This is a genomic window from Vibrio sp. T20 (genome assembly GCF_007858795.1).
GTDB classification, from domain to species: domain Bacteria; phylum Pseudomonadota; class Gammaproteobacteria; order Enterobacterales; family Vibrionaceae; genus Vibrio; species Vibrio satsumensis.
In genome coordinates this window covers 25,843-43,863 of record NZ_VFEB01000045.1, presented here as the reverse complement: position 1 = coordinate 43,863, position 18,021 = coordinate 25,843, and the positions used below count along the sequence as shown (strand labels likewise).

The 18,021-nt window shown below is 44.0% G+C and carries 18 protein-coding genes; 2 read left to right on the top strand and 16 right to left on the bottom strand.

Features of this window, described 5'->3' with window-relative positions:
- Nucleotides 1-110 precede the first annotated feature (110 nt).
- The 15 genes from FTW16_RS02105 to nrfB form a co-directional block, all read right to left on the bottom strand.
- Nucleotides 111-764 carry an MBL fold metallo-hydrolase gene (locus FTW16_RS02105; protein WP_010438163.1) on the bottom strand — a complete coding sequence of 218 codons (654 nt, stop codon included), beginning with the start codon at nt 762-764 and terminating at the stop codon, nt 111-113.
- Nucleotides 765-863: 99 nt separating this feature from the next.
- Nucleotides 864-1,412, bottom strand: a complete 549-nt coding sequence (locus FTW16_RS02100; protein WP_048659567.1) for a YcbK family protein — start codon at nt 1,410-1,412, stop codon at nt 864-866.
- Between the two features lie 198 nt (nt 1,413-1,610).
- Nucleotides 1,611-3,149, bottom strand: coding sequence for a murein L,D-transpeptidase (locus tag FTW16_RS02095; protein WP_146489880.1), 1,539 nt, complete (start codon nt 3,147-3,149; stop codon nt 1,611-1,613).
- A gap of 80 nt (nt 3,150-3,229) precedes the next feature.
- The gene (locus FTW16_RS02090) at nt 3,230-4,315 is read right to left on the bottom strand and encodes a DUF1513 domain-containing protein (RefSeq protein WP_146489879.1); all 1,086 of its coding nucleotides are present in this window, start codon (nt 4,313-4,315) and stop codon (nt 3,230-3,232) included.
- Complete coding sequence (locus FTW16_RS02085) at nt 4,305-5,366, bottom strand: imelysin family protein (protein WP_146489878.1); 1,062 nt, start codon at nt 5,364-5,366, stop codon at nt 4,305-4,307. Before FTW16_RS02085 ends, FTW16_RS02090 begins: the two co-directional genes overlap by 11 nt.
- 158 nt (nt 5,367-5,524) lie before the next feature.
- Nucleotides 5,525-6,913, bottom strand: coding sequence for a di-heme oxidoredictase family protein (locus tag FTW16_RS02080; protein WP_146489877.1), 1,389 nt, complete (start codon nt 6,911-6,913; stop codon nt 5,525-5,527).
- Between the two features lie 110 nt (nt 6,914-7,023).
- A complete protein-coding gene (locus tag FTW16_RS02075) occupies nt 7,024-8,283 on the bottom strand; it encodes an imelysin family protein (protein ID WP_146489876.1) in 1,260 nt (419 codons plus the stop codon).
- Between the two features lie 176 nt (nt 8,284-8,459).
- The gene (ribA, locus tag FTW16_RS02070) at nt 8,460-9,056 is read right to left on the bottom strand and encodes a GTP cyclohydrolase II (RefSeq protein ID WP_009848836.1); all 597 of its coding nucleotides are present in this window, start codon (nt 9,054-9,056) and stop codon (nt 8,460-8,462) included.
- Between the two features lie 248 nt (nt 9,057-9,304).
- Nucleotides 9,305-9,481 (bottom strand): hypothetical protein, encoded by a 177-nt coding sequence (locus FTW16_RS24420; RefSeq protein WP_060982434.1) that lies wholly within the window; start codon nt 9,479-9,481, stop codon nt 9,305-9,307.
- Nucleotides 9,482-9,570: 89 nt separating this feature from the next.
- Nucleotides 9,571-10,011 carry a heme lyase NrfEFG subunit NrfF gene (gene nrfF / locus FTW16_RS02065; protein WP_146489875.1) on the bottom strand — a complete coding sequence of 147 codons (441 nt, stop codon included), beginning with the start codon at nt 10,009-10,011 and terminating at the stop codon, nt 9,571-9,573.
- A complete protein-coding gene (locus tag FTW16_RS02060; RefSeq protein WP_146489874.1) occupies nt 10,005-10,562 on the bottom strand; it encodes a DsbE family thiol:disulfide interchange protein in 558 nt (185 codons plus the stop codon). Before FTW16_RS02060 ends, nrfF begins: the two co-directional genes overlap by 7 nt.
- Nucleotides 10,543-12,459: a heme lyase CcmF/NrfE family subunit gene (locus tag FTW16_RS02055; RefSeq protein WP_146489873.1), complete on the bottom strand. Its 1,917-nt coding sequence runs from the start codon at nt 12,457-12,459 to the stop codon at nt 10,543-10,545. Before FTW16_RS02055 ends, FTW16_RS02060 begins: the two co-directional genes overlap by 20 nt.
- Before the next feature lie 128 nt (nt 12,460-12,587).
- On the bottom strand, nt 12,588-13,562 hold the full coding sequence (gene nrfD, locus FTW16_RS02050; RefSeq protein WP_146489872.1) for a cytochrome c nitrite reductase subunit NrfD: 975 nt from the start codon (nt 13,560-13,562) through the stop codon (nt 12,588-12,590).
- 2 nt (nt 13,563-13,564) lie between these two features.
- Nucleotides 13,565-14,251 carry a cytochrome c nitrite reductase Fe-S protein gene (gene nrfC, locus FTW16_RS02045; protein WP_060982429.1) on the bottom strand — a complete coding sequence of 229 codons (687 nt, stop codon included), beginning with the start codon at nt 14,249-14,251 and terminating at the stop codon, nt 13,565-13,567.
- 3 nt (nt 14,252-14,254) lie between these two features.
- On the bottom strand, nt 14,255-14,839 hold the full coding sequence (gene nrfB / locus FTW16_RS02040; protein ID WP_146489871.1) for a cytochrome c nitrite reductase pentaheme subunit: 585 nt from the start codon (nt 14,837-14,839) through the stop codon (nt 14,255-14,257).
- 481 nt (nt 14,840-15,320) lie between these two features.
- On the opposite strand from nrfB, the gene nrfA reads away from it, so the two are divergent.
- Nucleotides 15,321-16,751 carry an ammonia-forming nitrite reductase cytochrome c552 subunit gene (gene nrfA / locus FTW16_RS02035; RefSeq protein ID WP_179946910.1) on the top strand — a complete coding sequence of 477 codons (1,431 nt, stop codon included), beginning with the start codon at nt 15,321-15,323 and terminating at the stop codon, nt 16,749-16,751.
- A 127-nt stretch (nt 16,752-16,878) separates the two neighbouring features.
- The gene (locus FTW16_RS02030) at nt 16,879-17,223 is read left to right on the top strand and encodes a rhodanese-like domain-containing protein (protein WP_146489870.1); all 345 of its coding nucleotides are present in this window, start codon (nt 16,879-16,881) and stop codon (nt 17,221-17,223) included.
- 120 nt (nt 17,224-17,343) lie between these two features.
- Here FTW16_RS02030 and FTW16_RS02025 read toward each other — a convergent pair whose 3' ends face one another.
- The gene (locus tag FTW16_RS02025) at nt 17,344-17,973 is read right to left on the bottom strand and encodes a tetratricopeptide repeat protein (RefSeq protein WP_146489869.1); all 630 of its coding nucleotides are present in this window, start codon (nt 17,971-17,973) and stop codon (nt 17,344-17,346) included.
- Between the last annotated feature and the right edge of the window lie 48 nt (nt 17,974-18,021).

Sequence of the window (18,021 nt, the reverse complement as noted above, 5' to 3'; positions counted from 1 at the left end):
GTTGCCAGTAAATTCGCGCGCAATAAAAAAGCTTAGCTTTCACAACAAAAGCTAAGCTTCATTTTTCAATCAATCGACACGAACAACTGGTCTTTTAATCAAAGGCTTAATTAGTACAGAGGCATTTCATCTGCTACGAACGGGTTTGATGCGCGCTCGCGACCGAATGTCGATTCAGGACCATGACCCGGAACGAATGTTACGTCACTGCCTAGTGGCCAAAGCTTTGTCTTAATTGAAGCGATAAGTGTATTGAAATCACCTTGTGGGAAGTCAGTACGACCAATTGCGCCGTTAAACAATACATCACCCACAAACGCTAGACGTGCTTGCTCGCTGAACAGTACAACATGGCCTGGAGTGTGGCCCGGCGTGTGAATCACGTCGATCACTTGATTACCAAACGTGACTTTGTCACCCTCTTCTAACCAAGTGTTTGGTTCAAAGGCTTTACACAGTGGAAATCCAAACATTTGGCTTTGATTCTCTAGACCTTGAAGCCAGAAGTTATCGGCCTTATGTGGACCAACAATATTCACCTTTAAGATCTCAGCAAGTGGTACCGTACCACCAACATGATCTAAGTGACCGTGCGTCAGTACCAAGTTCACCACTTTAACACCTAGCTCTTCAATGATCGCAGCTAGTTGTTGAACATCACCGCCCGGATCGACAACGATGCCTTCCATTGTCTCATCACACCACACAATTGAGCAGTTTTGAGAGAAAGAGGTAACAGGTACAACTTGATACTTAAGAGACATATACAAACCTTAGAGGGCAAACTGAAATTTGGGCAAACTATGACATTGGATGTCTACTTTGACAAGTACCTAGCATTCGCTCGCAAACTCAACCTAACTCTACCAGCTACGTACTGGGCCAGTATCGATATGGATAAAGTTGCTACGTGCATAATAACCAACACCACCGGCATTCAGGCTTTTGGCTACGTCTCTTAGCTCTTTCAGATCGACACCATCGATACGAAAATCGATCGCTTTACCAAGCATGTGATAACTCTTCTTCGCCACGCCACTCGACTTTGAGCGCAATGCTTCATTGGTCGCTGGAGAACGGTAACCAGAGATGATCTGGACTTCTTTTTGAATACCTAACACGTTTTGAATCTGAGTGATCTGATCAAACAGGTTTTTATCCATTGGATGAATTTCATTGCGGCGGAAATCGCGACATAGCTTGCTAAGGCGTGCCATCTCGTCACCAACATAGTTAGTACCATCGAAATAACAGGTCTCTAATCTTTCACCGGTGTGAAGGTTATTCATGCTAATCGTTCTTGGTTGATCCGGGTATGAAGCAAAAGCGATAGAAGGTGTAATTGAGGCGATAACAGCGGTACCACCAGCGTAAGTCAGAAACTGACGGCGAGAAAATAAACTTTGAGACATACAGCAAAAAAACCAATTAGATCGAACGAAAAATGCACGATACATAATGGAAATTGCTGCGTCAACGTACTAAAAGCGCTCAAAAGGTTAGTATTTGTAACCTTTACGCGGTTAGTTATTGATCCACATTATAATTTTATCAATAGAAGCTTAGTTGTCATTTTTTAGTCAAGATCACCTTTATTGAACACATTTCAATCAACCACCCTCTTTATCATATTGGTAGATATCGCCACGGTACTGTATGCCCCCTTCTTCAAACAACACGGTTTGATAGATGATATGCACAGGAATTCGCTTTTTGAGGCGAACCTTAGTGTTCGGAGCAAGGTCATCATTTTGGTTCGGTACTTTCCTTACCTTAGTGGCAAACAATAACTCAGCAAGTTCTTCTGCATGTTCGACACGTATACAACCTGAGCTATAAGCACGGAAGTCATCATTAAACAGACCTTTACTTGGCGTATCGTGCAGATAAATCGCTCTTTTGTTAGGTGTGTTGAACTTGTACAAACCTAATGCATTACTCGAACCCGCCTGTTGACGCATTCGATATGGGAATGAATTGAAATTGATGGTCTGCCAATCTATCTCGGTGGTATCGACCGTTTCCATGGTACGCCAGCCATCAATGACTTGGAAGTTGTGTGTCTCTAAATAGCTTTCGTCCGCTTTTACTTTGGGCAGGATATCTTTGACCATGATTTTCCATGGCACATTCCAAGTCGGGTTTAGAATGACAGAATCGAGGTTTATCTCTAAAAGCGGGGTTTTTCGCGATTTTCTTCCCACGACGACCTTAGACTCAAATACCTCTTCGCCGTCTTCCCAATACTTCATATCAAAGCTAGGCACGTTGACTACTATAAGAGAGTCTCTATTCCTTGGCCACAAGCGAACACGCTCTGCATTCAAAGCCAAAGAGCTCAATCGATCATCGAAGCTCATGTTGATCCACTTGATCGTGTCTGGCCCAATAATCCCATCCGCTGTTAGGCCGTGCATGCGCTGGAAGGACTGAATCGCCGCTTGCAGATCTCGATCAAACACAGGGAAATCGACAGCAATCATAGAGGTATCCACGCCGACCAACGCAATGCGCTCAACAAGAATCGCTTTGTCTGAAAGCTTATCCCCCAAGCGTTTTAAGCCTTTCTGTCTGTACCGCTCAATATCGAGTTCAGACGCGGTTTCTAACACGGAATAGGTTGCTTTGAATTGGTCAAAATCCCCTACTGGCGGTGCGTAAGACAACACCATCTCCAATAAGTAATCATTGGCGACACTGCTTTTTAGTCTCATCAAAATATGGGGGGACGGTGGTGGTAATTTGGAATGCAGCTTACCTGAGAAATACCACTCCTTACCGGCAAATGGTGCGTTTTCAACATAGCTTAAATAGTAGATAAAGGTGTCGGTGAGTAAGATGTCCAACTCTTGCCATTGTGCATGGGATTGATAGTGACGGATTTGCTTGAGTTGTCGTTCAAAGAGTGGTGCCATTTGTGCTTGTTCGAGCAACGACAATTGAAATTCGAATGCCTTAACAAGTTCAGGCGAATCCCAAAGAATAGGGAGAGATGAGTCTTGATAAATGCTCTGGGTTAGTTCGGGATAAATCAGCATGAAAGATAGCTCTGAATCAGCCGGAAAGAAACGACCTTCATCAGAACTCGTATAGCTCCATGTGTGCACAGAAACTAAAACTAATAACCCACAGAAGTATTTCGCGAACATGCTTAACTCCATCACCAACCATCCCATAAGTATGGCAAAGAAATGGGAGTAAGCATGTTATTTTTAAGAGGCTTTATGAATCAGATTGAGCTCCAATGGTTATCCCATTGGATCGATGATTGCTGAGTTGATTTCTCATAAGGCTTGCGCTGACTAACCACACTTCCCGCCCCAGAGCTTAATCTAAATTCCCCATCAAGAAGCACAGCACCGGAAGCATCAGACAATGCCGATAGCTCTACTAACTCTTTGGTTTGTTTAGACCAAATACCGTAGCAATTACCTCGTGGTGAGGTGGCGATAATCCAATCATCGGATGCTGCGATACTTGCAATATAATGATTGAACCTTGCCCATTGCTCCGGCTCCGCATTCAGTGATTCAAACTGCCCACCTTTGATGTGCATCGCCAAAAGTGAAGGATATTCATCCGGTTCGCCGCGATATTGCTGGCCACAAAGTACAGTCTCTGCCCCATCATGCGCTAAGTGTCGAATGCTTAACTTCTTATCCAACAATTCAACCTGATCAAGCAGCTCACCTTGCGATGAAACATAGCTCAAACTAGGCTGCATGGAATCCAAGTTTTTCGGTGTTCTGCCATCAGTATGAACACCACCAACGCCGATAGCAAGATTACCATCAGGCATGATAATCACCTCGTGAGGGCCAATACCAAAACCGGTGAATTCTTCGACCTTACGATACCCTTGTGCGACATCGTAGACGCCAATCACGCCTTGACTGGTGTCGGTTTTCCCTTCAGTGGCATACAATAGTGTGCCGTCTAATGAGTATACGCCATGACCATAGAAGTGGCGGTTGTTACCTTTCACCACCATTTTGATCTGCTGACCGTTTTTGTAGTCAAACACCATAAAATAGTCACCAGGACGACGGGCAAAAACCACCGCATGTGATGAGGTTGGGCAGATTGCGACGCCATGGCCACGCTCAGGGATAGGTAGCTGGCTCAGTGGCATGCCATACTCATCAGCCACAACCGCGGAATACTGGCCTCGACCATTAAGCGCACAACCAATCAACTGAGGTTTATTCGATGCGCTTTCACCTGAACGGCTAGCACATCCGAACGGCAGCACAGGCACAGCAGCACACCCAAGTGCTGCTTTCAGTAAGGTTCTTCGTGTAGTATCAGTCACCATCGGTAGCATTAAATCCTATTACCACGCCCAGCTCTATCGCCACTTCTTCATGAATCAGGTACTTCAAACGTTCTAGTTTGTTGTATTGAGTCAGCACCTCGCGGTAGCCCTCTTTGCTCTGCAATAACTCAAACAAGCTTGAGTCTGTAGGCCAAGTATCTAGCGTCAATGTGAACTGGTCAGCAACGCGATCAGCTAGGTCGTTTAAGCCCTTCTCTATCAACAAGCCGTCTAGGCCATTGCCACCGGCAAGGTACAAATTCTGAAGTGCTGCTACATTGGCTTTTAGTTGAGTCATCGAGGTTTGTGCACGCCATGATTCTGAGAAGTAAGGACGCGGATGACCAATTTTCGCCATCGGGCGACTCAGCTTTTTCATGCTGTAATCAAGTTGGTTGGTCAATAAAGCGATGTATTCAGACTCCCAGCGAGTCTCGTCTAGCGCTAACCAAGGGTTAACCTGCCATGCCTCAGCAATAGAGGCCGATTTCATTGCCAAGTTTTGTGCGATCGCTTGTGAATATAGACAACCAGACGCTTTGTCTTGCAGTAATGGAGATTGCTCGTCGTACAGAGACCACTCCAACGCACCTAGCCCTTGAACGGTCACACTCTGCTGCGCGATTTCGTCTTGAGTCCAAGCTTTGTTCTGCTGAGTTAACTGACGCATCTTAAGACCCGTCGTGTTCTTTTTGTCTGGCCAGAATTGAACATTCCAGCTCTCTTCAAGCGCTGCTGTTGGGCCTCTTTCTTGGCCTTGTAGTGCCATCCAGCTGTTCATTGTGATCTGCCATTGAGCTTTCAAAGCGTCTAACTCAACCTTATCCGTTTCACAGTAACCTTGCATCAGAGCTTCTAATTCGCTCGATTGCTTCGCGAATAGCACCGCAGAATCAAACTCTTGTCGATAAACACTGCGACTAATATGGGCTGTAGTGTCTGCTTGATAAGACACACCGTTAACCTCAGATGAAGCGGCTTGCTCACCCGATGATTGGCAGCCTGCCATAATTAATGCCGACAAAGGCATTAACAAAAATTTATGTGTCATGCTGTTACCTTACTTCCTAATTTTTCTTTTAATTATATGAGTTCATTAAATACGAAACGACCGCTGGCCTCGTATTGCTACAAGTTCAGCGGTGCTAAGTGGTTTAATAGCGGCTTTCTTAAGTCATTAGCCGTTAACTAAACTGAATTCAACTCAGCTTATAACGAGTTTAAGAACGCCAATAGTGCTTCACGCTCGCTGCTACTAAGTTCTAAAACGTTTTGTTTCGCCATTTCTGCTTCACCGCCATGCCAAAGCACAGCTTCCATAACATTTCTCGCACGACCGTCATGAAGTAAGAAGGTGTGACCATTCACTTCTTTGGTATAGCCTAATCCCCACAATGGCGTGGTGCGCCATTCTTGGCCATTCGCAAGATACTCAGGACGGTTATCCGCTAAGCCTTCACCCATATCGTGCAGCAACATATCGGTATATGGGCTAATTAACTGCTTAGACAATGCAGGCAAACCTTCACGCTCTGCCGTGCGGAATTCAGCTTGGTGACAACTTTGGCAACCAATATCTTTAAACAGTTTTTTACCTTGAACAACCGCAGGCTTATCAACGTTACGACGAATTGGAACCGCCAAATGCTGCGAATAGAACTCAACAAAATCTAGGATGTTATCGCTGACTTCAGGTTCACCACCATTTGGAAAATCATCACAGGTTGATTGAGCTGATGTGCAGTTTTCGTTCGGGAACAAGCTGCTTGTTAAGCCCAAATCGCCGTTAAATGCTGCAGCATTTTGTTGCATTAGGTTTGGCTGTCCGGCTTTCCAACCAAATCGACCCAACGCCATTTCGTTGGTTTGAACATCAAGAACATAATTGGCTTTGCCTGTTACGCCTTGGCTGTCCGCAGCTTGTTGCTTCGCGAAGCCAAGAATCGTTTCTTGTGGGATGCTCTCAAGCAGACCTAGGCCGATCATTGGTGGCGCAACACGAGCCGAAAATTCTGTTTTAGGGTGCATTTCACCAAACGCGAGTTCAGTGATTTTTAATGTTGGTTTACGTAGAGTAACAACCGTGCCGTCTTTGAATTCAACAGGAACATCGGTGTAGCTGATGTTCACTTTACCCTCTGGTTTCACACCTTGAAGCGCGAAATCTTGTAGCTGTCCACCGTAAGTCGGTTCTGGAATGCCACCATCGCGAATAAAGGCTTGTCTCTGCTCTGGTGTTTCAGCAGGAATACTCAAGCGAACCAGCATGGATACCGCGTTCTCATCGCCTTTTTCTGGCGCGTGGCCACGACCATCTTTGATGTGACAGTTTTGACAACCGTTGGTGTTGAACAATGGGCCCAATCCATCACGTGCATCGGTTGATGATGGTGCAGGAACCCAAGGGTTTCTAAAGAAGCTGTTACCTACGCTGAAATCTAAGCGTTTGCTCATTGGTAGGTTGGCAGCAGGAAGAGAAAAAGCGTTTGCTCCCTCTTTCTTCACGGTTGTTTTGCCACCTGAGTAGGTTTCATGGGCATGTAATGGAGCTAAGAAAAACAGTGCGGTTAATAGTGAGGCTGAGAGATACGACTTCATACATTGCCTTGCTGTGTTTTTGATTTTAGTTTTTATGTGGGAGTCACTTTCATGAGTAACAAACAATTAAGGGCTCAATGAGAGCCCTTTATGATTTTCGTCTCGGGTTCTTAGAACTCGTGATCAGCCGTGTCTGGGTTAAGGCTATCAATGCCAATCACACCAGCAGCACGCTCAATCGCAGCCGTTTGAGACACTAGCGCAACAATTGTTTTGTTTACTAGTGCGTTACCCGAAGCGTTGTCAGCAGCAATTAGCTGATCGAAATGCTGGTTGTTTTTCTCTGCAGAAGCAACAAGCTGGCCAACTTGTGCACGTGCTAAGTCAAACTGCTTTTGGATCTCTTTCGCAGCTTGCTCATCTTTTTGCTCTACTAGGTCAAACAGGCTAGGACCTGAAAGCAGAGTACCGTCTTCACGCTTGTATAGACCCGTATAAACGTTGTAGATACCTTGCTCGTTGTAGTAGTGAGAGTTGTGCGTGTTATCAGAGAAGCAATCGTGCTCATCTTCAGTAGAGTTAGCTTCTAAAGCCACCTTCATACGCTCACCAGCAAGCTCACCAAGAGACAGTGAACCCATGCCGAATAACATTTTACGTAGGCCGTTTTCGCTAGATTCAGAAAGCAGTTCTTGACGGTAGTTACCTTTCTCTCCTTCAGCCCACTGCTTTTCCATCCACTCTAGGTCTTGGATAAGTAGCTCAGCAGATGCTTTTAGATATGCGCCACGACGGTCACAGTTGCCGTTAGTACACTCAGCACCAACAACGAAATCAGTGTAAGCACGCTCACCTGCACCGCTGTTTGTGCCGTTTAAATCTTGGCCCCAAAGTAGGAATTCAATTGCGTGGTAGCCAGACGCTACGTTCGCTTCAGAACCGCCGATCTCGTTCAAGTCAGCGATTAGCTCTGGAGTAATGTTAGTTGCATCAACAGTAGTCTGACCAATTTGGAAAGTCTTGTTAGCCACGATGTTTGCGCTAGCACCTTCGTTACCAAGCTCATATTGGTAATCAGAAGATACGTAGTCAATCAGGCCTTCATCTAATGGCCATGCGTTCAGTTGGCCTTCCCAATCATCAACAACAGCGTTGCCGAAGCGGAATACTTCTGACTGTTGGTAAGGTACGCGAGACTCAAGCCAAGCTTGTTTTACTTGTTCGAAGTTGCCAGCAGAAGGAGAAGCTAAGAAGGTATCAATAGAAGAGTTCAACGCTTTTGCTGTAATTACTGAATCTGCAAACACGGCATGAGCAATATCTGCATAGTGTTCTACAACTTGATCTTGAGTTACTGCTGCAAAAGAAGAAGCAGAGGCAAAAATGAGTGACGAAGTTACTGCTTTTGTCACTAAAGATTTAATGGTCATGAAGCATCCTTGTTGAGCTTTAAATTATTATTCGTAGTAATAGTGCAAACCATTATCATTTGCACTACGGATTTGAATAATACAAACTTACAATTTTATTGCAAGATAAATACAAAAAAACCTCACATATGTGAGGTCTTTAAACATTTTTATGTTAAGCGCAACAAGCAAGCGAATCAGATATCTAGGTTATGCTTACCGTGTGAAACTTTCGCCTTCAGATAGCTTTCATTACCCGATTTGATATGAGCAGAGGTGTTCACCACTTCTTCAATCTCAATACCAAAAGATTTAAGTTCATTGATTTTCTTAGGATTGTTGGTCACCAAACGGATTTTTGTGGTGCCTAAAGCGCGTAACATTTCCGCTGCTTCAGTAAAATCACGTAAGTCATCACCAAAGCCTAAGTGGTTGTTGGCTTCGTAAGTGTTCATACCTTCGCTTTGCAGACGGTATGCATCGATTTTGTTGTATAAACCAATACCACGGCCTTCTTGGCGTAAGTAAAGAATCACGCCGCCCGTCTCACCCATAATTCTAATGGTTTCGTCTAGTTGCTCGCCACAGTCACAGCGAGAAGAATGGAAAACATCTCCAGTAAGGCACTCAGAGTGCATACGAACTAGAGGTATGTCTTGTGTCTTATCTGCTGATTTAAATATCACAGCAACATGCTCTTTGTCTGTTTTCAATCCATGAAAAGACAGAAGTTCAGCATCAATACTGCTTGTTACCCCTACTTTGAAATCTATTCTGGCACGCACTTCCGCCATAGCTATACTCACTTGAAAATTCGATGTGTTTAACGACACTACATTATATGTCTAGGCAATATTTTGTAGCTAACTATCTAATGATAGACACTATGAGGCTGTTAACAATTTTTTTCAAGGTCGACTACGCACAAATTGTTATATTATAACAATAATTTTTCAGGTAACAAAAAACCCCACATTGGGATGACCAACATGGGGTTATAAATTAATCAGTTGCGGCTAAGACTACACTTTTTACAGAACGTTCAACTTACTTGAGTTTGCTTCCAGATGACAAGTTGAACCCAAGCGTTTTCTAATTCAGCTAACTCTTCTTGAGTGAGCGTAGAAATGCTCGATTTCGCACTGTATTTTTCTGCCCATTTGTCAGAACGTACATGAGTATGGAACTCTTTCTTTAAATTTGAGATTACGTTATCCACAGATACATCCTTATATAACAGTGCTTAGCCTTTATAATCCTTTAATGTTACAAAATACAGGTCAATTGGTAAACAGTAATACATAATTTTTATGAGCGCTTTCTAACACTTTTTACTGATAAATATATAAATAAGAGAAATAATAGGCTCGGAAGTAGCCAAAGTAATAAGTTTGAAACACTCATTGCCGGTTTATAGAGCACAAATTCACCGAACCTTTCTGTCATATATTGAGTAATTTCATTATTACTCTGACCTGCTTTCACCATATTGAATACAACGAGGCGCAAGTCTTTTGCTATCGGAGAGTTCGACTCAACCAGATTTTGGTTCTGGCATTGCGGACAACGTAGCGTTTTTGCCAATGTAATAGCGCGCTGCTGCTGTTCTGGGTTTTCAAACTCAAAGAGTTCAACTTGAATACTCGTATCCTTATTACTGGCTGTAAACAAGTCTTCCGCCAAAGTCGGAAAACTAACAAACATAAGCGTAGACAGCATAACGAGTGTTTGTATTAAAGACTTCACCATAGATTCACACCATCAAAATACATCGCAAGTTCTTCTTGCCATACAGGTTCATTGACCACGCCCAGTAACTTCTTAATGATTTGGCCATCAGCGTCGACCAGATACGTTTCAGGGGTGCCAATTACGCCCAACTCTAACGCTAGCTTACCTTGAGGATCACTGATCACCGTTGAATACGGATTGCCGTCGTTCGATAGCACATTAATTGCTGCCGCAGAGTTATCTCGATAATTGAGCCCAACAATTGGAATGCCTTTGTCATGAAGTTTGAGCAAAAAAGCATGTTCGGTTTTGCAGATACCGCACCACGACGCCCATACATTTACTAGTTGATAAGGATGCTGAGTAACATCAGTCAACGTAATTTTCTGTTTGCTACTGATGCCTTCGCTATTGGCTAACGCAGTAGACACGAATTCTGGAAATGCCCTCTTCTGCTCCGACACAGTCGTGGATTGCTGCTTATTATTGAGTGCAAAGGCAAACCCCAACACCATCACTAATACCAAGACAATTAACGTGATGAGCTTGTTACGAACGCTGGTATGCATACTGTGACGCCTTAACGGTTTTCTTTTTACGATGAGTTAATGAGAGTAAAACGCCGAGAATGGAGAACAACCCACCAAACCAAATCCAGCGTGCATACGCCTTGTACTGAACACGGAATGCATAGCCTGTTGAGTCTACTTTCTCTCCCATGGTGATATAAACATCGCCATGCCAGAACCACTTCATTGCGGGCTCACTCATGTTCATGACTCGAACTTGGTAGTGTCTTCTTTCCGGCGAAATAGGAAAGCTCTGCTCGCCAGACTCTAGGTTGAGTATCGCCTTCTCTGCGGTAAAATTTGAAGCGACATACAGCTCAGTATCACGATGAGCAAGCGTCCAATCCATGAACTCGACTTCCGCTCCTGGGCTTAACTTATAACTGCGCTCAGACGAGTGGTAGCTATTCATGGCAGCACCTACCGCTAATACCGCAACCCCGACATGGGCAAAGGTCATCACCCAGACTTTGCGTTGGAACTTGGAACTGTGCGTTACTGCCAAGCCATAAACGTGAGTGAGTAAAACCCAAAATGCGAGTGACCATGTCATCAGAGCCATCACTTGAATCTTGTCTACTTGCAAAACGTAACAGGCTGACCCTAGACAAATAGATGCTAGAGCTATCAACATAATAACGCCTTTCGACGCTTGAGGCTTAATACTCAACAAAGGGGCTAAACCTACGACGGCCAACGCAAGCAACGCCAAAGGTGCAATCAATAGATTAAAGTAAGGCGCACCTACCGATATGTTACCCAGTCCAAGCAGTTCAAATACCATTGGATAAAATGTGCCGAAAACGACCACGGCTGTTGCGAGAACAAAAATGAGTACCGCGACTAAACTCAAAAAGCTCTTACTGGCGAAGCTGGTAATAGGGCTTGATTCAAAAGACTCCCCTCTAACGATAAGCAGAGAAAATGAGCTCACCAGTACCAAAACCAATATAAGCAGCAGTGCGATACCTTTGGTTGGGTCAACAGCAAAAGCGTGTACCGATGTAAGTACGCCAGAACGAACAATAAAGGTGCCTAAGATACTCAAACAAAACGTAATAAAAGCAAGACTGAGAGACCATTTCAGTAGTTGTTGTTTGCCCTTTGCAACGCCTAGGCTGTGCAGCAAAGCGGTCGAAGTAAGCCACGGCAACAAGCTGGCATTTTCAACAGGATCCCAGAACCACCAGCCGCCCCAACCTAATTCGTAATAAGCCCACCACGAACCAAGAATGATCCCTGCGGTTAAAAAGATCCAAGCAACCAAACACCAACTGCGACAATGGGCAACCCAATCAAACTCAATTGGATCTACCAGTAAGGCTGCAACGGCAAACGCCAACACCACAGAAAAGCCGACATAGCCAAGATAAAGTAATGGAGGGTGAAAAATCAGACCGACATCTTGCAGCATTGGGTTAAGGTCACGCCCTTCTAGCGGCAAAATCGAATTCATTTCAAATGGGTTTGATGCGAATAAGGTGAACCAAGCAAATATCGCGAGCAGTAGATTCATTACCCACAACACACGGCTTTGATATTCATTCGAATAGTGTTTTTGTAAGGCGATCACGCCAGACCAGACGCTGATCGTCAGCACCCAAAATAACAAGGAACCTTCATGGCCAGCCCATACGGCTGCGAGCTTAAAAAATGAGGGTAATTGAGTATTTGAATGCTCAGCGACATAAAGAATAGAGAAGTCATCACTGACAAAAGCATAGCCAAGCAATGCGACAGAAGTGAGAGAAAGCAATGCACTTGAAAGAGAGAAACTGCGGATTAAACTTATATTTTGCGTCCGTTTGTTTAGCATTTGATAAAACGAATGCACACCAATAATGCTACTGAGTACAGCAACCAACACTAAACTAAACAGCCCCAAAGAACCGACCATATCACCTCAATAAGGCTCCGCTAGAGCAGAGCCGATCTGAACACGCATCTCATGTTTACTAAAAACATGTTCATTAATAAGCAGATGTTTATTATCCGACATCTGCTCACTAATAAACTTGCGCGAAATTAAGCTATCGTTAACTGCCCTGCATAAAGGACAAAAGTTCGCAGCATTAATACACCCATTAGGCTTAGCGAAGTCACAGAAAAAATATACACCGAGCTATGGCGGATTGAGGTTGGTGTCACTGCATTAAGCAACAACGGTAAAACCATGCCGACACCGATGACACCATACCAGAACCAACTCGCCCAGAAACCACTGCCAATTGCGTTCCATACTGCTTGTTCACTTTGACCACCAGCGAAGACCAGCCCAGTAAAGAAAGTAATAAGAACAAACAACTCAAACATCACTACCGGGCGTTCAAATCCGTGGATCCATGAAATACTCGGGCTATGAGGTGATTCTTTAAAGACCAACACACCAAATAAAATACACGCCGCCGCACCCGAAGATAAACTCGAGAACAAGAACAAAATCGGCAGTACTGGGTTATTCAATAGTGGGAAGGTATTCAAAGCTGACAACAAGAATCCGGTATAAGCGGCAAGCATCAGAGCAAGAACAGCTAAGAAGATTTCCAAAGCATTTTCAAACACTTCTAATTTGCCAATCCAGTTACCTACGAAATCGAGTCGCCCTTTTAACCATGCTTGGTCGTTTAAGAATGTGACTATTTGATCTCGAAAGATAATGCCTATCCAAAGGAACAAGATCACCATATATACTTGAAATAAAATCACACCCATCGACATCACAGACGTTGGATTATAGAAGATCATGATCTTCCAAAATGATAACGGTTTTGTCAGGTGGAAGACCAAGATCAACAGACCTGAAATGATCCCAAATGGCGCAAGAAAAGCCGTGGCCTTTAGCACACCATTATGAGCAGGATCACCTTCAATGACCTTACGTTTTAGGTAAATGGAGATCATTACGGCACCTGCCGACATCCCCGCGAGAAATAGATAGATAGCTATAATCCAGTCCCATACCACGGTACCAGACTGAAAAGCTGTGTCCCATGCACTCATAATCAAATCTCCCCTTTTTGGTGTGGCACTTTGTAGAGTTTTGGCTGAGTGCCTAGATAAGCTTTATCCCTGTAAACCACTTCAGATTTAAGCACCTGGTTTATCTCACTCTTAGGGTCATTTAGATCGCCAAATACTAGTGCCTTGGTCGGGCAAGATTCGACACAAGCAGGCAACTTCCCTTGTGCAAGATTGGTATCACGACAGAAGTTACATTTATCAGCCGATTTGTTCTCTGGGTGGAAGAAACGCACTTGATACGGGCACGCTAACAAACAGTAACCACAACCGACACACTTCTCTTTATGCACATCAACAATGCCAGTTTTTTCATCTTTATAGGCCGCGCCTGTTGGGCATACCATCACGCAAGGCGCGTTATCACAATGTTGGCAAGAGTTACGAGTAAAACGGTAATCAACATTTGGATATTCGCCTTGGGGTTCGCTCTTAATAATTTCTAAGCGCGACACGCCTTCAGGTACTTTATTCACTTCACGACACGCTTCTGTACAAGCAGTACAACCAATACACGCGGTTTCGTCATGAATCATTCCATAACGTTTAGCACCATCTTCTTGAACATTGGCCAACGTTTTACGACTTGTCACCGCCGCAGTTCCCGCTACACCCGTGGTAAAAATAACGGCACCAGCGCCTGCTAAAAAGTTTCTTCTTGAGCAGCTCATAGATTACTCCTCTTCTTTCTTCTGGTTGAAGTCTGAATGGCAATCCACACACAGCTTGATGGTTTGCTTTTTATCTAAGCCCAACACCTTTGCTTCAGTCGCATGAACATCATGGCAGTTTGAACACGTTAAGTTTTGCGCGTGAACATCGTGGGTCCAACTCGCTTCGCGCAGATCATCCGGTTTGTGACAATCTATACATTGGCTATTGGCATCTAAAATTAAGCTAGGGTCTAGGAATACCTTTTCGGTTCCCGGTTGTGATTGAGCCGCGCGATACTTCACCACTTCAGGCGCACCTTCACGGTGATCGGGGCTAATAGAACTATGACAGTCGGTACAATTTACTTCACGACCAAGTAAAGCGTGTGCACTTTCACCATGTGAACCCAATACCGTTTCTTTTGAATCTTTATGGCATTGAACACACTTGTAGTCTTTGTCACGTATTAATTCGACTTCATGTCTTGTTGACTCTCCTACTTGCGTAACAGCAGGCTCAGCAACAGCATGAATGGAATAACCATAGAGGCAGAATGCTAGAAGGGATTTAAGCATTATGACTATGGCCAATTTAATATTGCCCATTTTATCCTTTCCTTATACCGGCATTATTTAACTCTCAACTAAATAATATTCCGGTTAAACAAAAGTACCCTTAAACGATATTATTATCGTTTAAATGATATCAATTCTTATTTTGGATAAGCCACAACGCTTTCTACAGTTAGAATATACCTCTAATTGGGTAATACGAAATTTGAATGGGTTAATCTGTGAAGACAATCACCCTATTTATATCATAGCCAATTCAGGTAATTGCTTGTTATATATGATAATAATTCTCAATTAATCTCTAAAAAATGTAACCACCAATACCACTTTAGGGTTATATAAACTTCAACGTGATTGAAGTCACTACCATTAATTGATCTAAAACAAGCAATACTCAACACGTAACAAAATGTGTTTGTTTATGAATTAATATAAACAGGAATTCTCCAGTTCTTAATTTGAATAGCAAACTCACAACGCTTGGTATAAAAATCAGTATATTGGAGATATCACTGTGAAAAAGCATTGGATACGTAATTCGGTCACAGCACTATTAATGGTTAGCGCATCACTAGCAAGCGCGACCAGTTTTGCTGCGTCTGAACAAAAAGAAATTGGCGATCCTCGTAACGACCAGTTCGAGCAAAACCACCCAGATCAATATCATTCATGGAGACAGACTTCAGAAAGCGAAGCCATTGAAGATGCACTAAAAGAAGATCCAAATATGGTCATCCTATGGGCTGGCTATGGGTTTGCAAAAGATTACAACAAAGCCCGTGGGCACTTTTATGCCCTTGATGATGTACGACAAACACTTCGTACAGGTGGCCCAACTGACGAAAACTCTGGTCCAATGCCAATGGCATGTTGGAGCTGTAAGAGCCCTGATGTAGCACGTGTTATCGAAGAGCGTGGCGAAGATGGTTACTTCGAAGGTAAATGGGCGCGTCTTGGTAGTGAAATCACTAACCCTATTGGCTGTGCCGACTGTCATGACACACAAAGCGAAGGCTTTAAAAACGGTGAGCCTGCGCTGAAAGTGACTCGTCCTTATGTAGAGCGTGCATTCGAAGCGATTGGTAAGAAGTTTGAAGACCAAGGTCGTTTAGATCAACAAGCTTCCGTTTGTGCTCAATGTCACGTGGAATACTACTTCACAGGGCCAACAAAAGGCGTGAAGTTCCCTTGGGATAAAGGGACTCGTGTTGAACAAATGGAAGAGTATTACGATGACATTGGCTTTAAAGATTGGACGCACAAAGTATCTAAAGCTCCAATGCTAAAAGCACAGCACCCTGGCTATGAAACATGGCGTGAAGGTATTCACGGCAAAAACAAAGTGGCTTGTGTTGATTGTCATATGCCGAAAGTGACCAAAGAAGACGGCACCGTTTATACCGACCATAAAGTGGGTAACCCATTCGACCGCTTCGAAGATACGTGTGCAAACTGTCATACTCAGTCTAAAGAAACTATGCGTAACATCGTTTCAAGCCGTAAAGCGCAAGTGCTAAACATGAAGCTGACCGCTGAGAAACAAATCGTTGCCGCTCACTTTGAAGCCGGCGCGGCATGGGAAGCAGGTGCGACAGAGCAAGAGATGGAGCCTATCCTACTGGATATCCGTCACGCTCAATGGCGTTGGGACTACGCCATTGCGTCTCACGGCGTTCATATGCATGCACCTGAAATCGCTCTAGAAGTGCTAGGTACTGCCGTTGACCGCGCAGCAGATGCTCGTACCAAGATTGTTCGTCTACTGGCGAAGAAAGGCATCACTGATCCAATCGAGATTCCAGACATCTCGACAAAAGAAGCGGCTCAAAAAGCGCTTGGAATGGACATGGATAAGATGAATGCTGAGAAACAACACTTCTTAGACACGGTTGTTCCTAAGTGGGAAGAGCAAGCTGAAAAACGTGAAGCCAACTACGAATACTAGTTTCTTCAATTAGACCATTACGTAAAAACCAGTCACACTAATATTGTGTGGCTGGTTTTTTTAGATTTTGGGGCAATACACATCCATATCTCCTCCCCGATCCACTCGCCAATTCAAGGAATAAACAATGAAGACCTTACTTTCACTTTCAGCATTATGTATCGCACTACTCAGTTCAGGTGTTCACGCCTCTGAGCGTGCTGAGACAGGGTGGGAATTAATAGAGAAAGGCGCATTATTGGTTGATGTCAGAACACCTGCAGAGTTCAAACAGGAGCATCTGGACAACGCCATCAACTACCCTCTTTCTGAAGTCGCTACTCACTTCGCTAAGATAGATAAAGACCAACCGATCGTTTTGTATTGCCGCAGTGGTAACCGTTCAGGACAAGCCTATCAATTCTTACGAGCTCAAGGGTTTACTCAAATCCATAACGCTGGTGGGTTAATCGAAATGCAAGAAAGCCAATAACTTGAGAGATTAATGGCTTTAGAGGCTAATCGCTTCAAAGGTAAGTCGTTTCAAAAGCAAATCGCTTCAAAGACAAATAGCTTCAAAAGCTAATCAGGAAGAACAGCCTATTAACCAAGCCTAGCGGATCATCTGTTTGGCTTGGTTGATCGAATGAATAATCGAAACACGATCAATCCCTTTTTGATTGGAATCGAGGATTTGAGTCCAGGCATCAATCGCTTGTTGATAGCGCATGCTGATGAAGTGATCGGTCGCAATCAGCATCAATGCCGTACGATCGTTGGGATCAAGCTGTATTGAGTGATCCAACAACGCATTCACGTCATCGCTCATCGCTTGGGAGCTAAGATAGTAAAGTGCGGTTGCTTTGGCAGCATAAAGGCCCGATGGTGCTTGAGGATCTAATCGAATCGCGTAGTCATAACAAGTATACGCTGCATCAAACTCCCCTTTCTGCATATACACACCACCAAGCTTAAACCACAAGTCAGATTGATTCGGGTCTTGTTTGAGGCTTTGTTGAAGCTCACCTTCGAAATCTGTTGCCGTGTAACTATTGCTCTCATCTAAAGGAAGTTGAGGCGTCTCCTGTTTCAGTTGAGACCAAACAAGCACACTCAGAGCCACTGCAGTAAGGGAAATCACCACATTGCCTTTTAGATGACTGCCATTGTTGCTCGCGGCAATAACGACCACGATCAAAAACAGGCTCATTAGTACTAACGCAACCAACAACCAGATGTCCATTCCACACTCCTTTATCAACCCTTTAAGTTTACCACTTTCCCAGTCAGG

What these genes read in the sequence shown, in the direction of transcription:
- FTW16_RS02105 (WP_010438163.1), bottom strand. Translation starts at nt 764, where the DNA reads ATGTCTCTTAAGTATCAAGTTGTACCTGTTACCTCTTTCTCTCAAAAC.
- FTW16_RS02100 (WP_048659567.1), bottom strand. Translation starts at nt 1,412, where the DNA reads ATGTCTCAAAGTTTATTTTCTCGCCGTCAGTTTCTGACTTACGCTGGT.
- FTW16_RS02095 (WP_146489880.1), bottom strand. Translation starts at nt 3,149, where the DNA reads ATGTTCGCGAAATACTTCTGTGGGTTATTAGTTTTAGTTTCTGTGCAC.
- FTW16_RS02090 (WP_146489879.1), bottom strand. Translation starts at nt 4,315, where the DNA reads ATGGTGACTGATACTACACGAAGAACCTTACTGAAAGCAGCACTTGGG.
- FTW16_RS02085 (WP_146489878.1), bottom strand. Translation starts at nt 5,366, where the DNA reads ATGACACATAAATTTTTGTTAATGCCTTTGTCGGCATTAATTATGGCA.
- FTW16_RS02080 (WP_146489877.1), bottom strand. Translation starts at nt 6,913, where the DNA reads ATGAAGTCGTATCTCTCAGCCTCACTATTAACCGCACTGTTTTTCTTA.
- FTW16_RS02075 (WP_146489876.1), bottom strand. Translation starts at nt 8,283, where the DNA reads ATGACCATTAAATCTTTAGTGACAAAAGCAGTAACTTCGTCACTCATT.
- ribA (WP_009848836.1), bottom strand. Translation starts at nt 9,056, where the DNA reads ATGGCGGAAGTGCGTGCCAGAATAGATTTCAAAGTAGGGGTAACAAGC.
- nrfF (WP_146489875.1), bottom strand. Translation starts at nt 10,011, where the DNA reads ATGGTGAAGTCTTTAATACAAACACTCGTTATGCTGTCTACGCTTATG.
- FTW16_RS02060 (WP_146489874.1), bottom strand. Translation starts at nt 10,562, where the DNA reads ATGCATACCAGCGTTCGTAACAAGCTCATCACGTTAATTGTCTTGGTA.
- FTW16_RS02055 (WP_146489873.1), bottom strand. Translation starts at nt 12,459, where the DNA reads ATGGTCGGTTCTTTGGGGCTGTTTAGTTTAGTGTTGGTTGCTGTACTC.
- nrfD (WP_146489872.1), bottom strand. Translation starts at nt 13,562, where the DNA reads ATGAGTGCATGGGACACAGCTTTTCAGTCTGGTACCGTGGTATGGGAC.
- nrfC (WP_060982429.1), bottom strand. Translation starts at nt 14,251, where the DNA reads ATGAGCTGCTCAAGAAGAAACTTTTTAGCAGGCGCTGGTGCCGTTATT.
- nrfB (WP_146489871.1), bottom strand. Translation starts at nt 14,839, where the DNA reads ATGGGCAATATTAAATTGGCCATAGTCATAATGCTTAAATCCCTTCTA.
- FTW16_RS02030 (WP_146489870.1), top strand. Translation starts at nt 16,879, where the DNA reads ATGAAGACCTTACTTTCACTTTCAGCATTATGTATCGCACTACTCAGT.
- FTW16_RS02025 (WP_146489869.1), bottom strand. Translation starts at nt 17,973, where the DNA reads ATGGACATCTGGTTGTTGGTTGCGTTAGTACTAATGAGCCTGTTTTTG.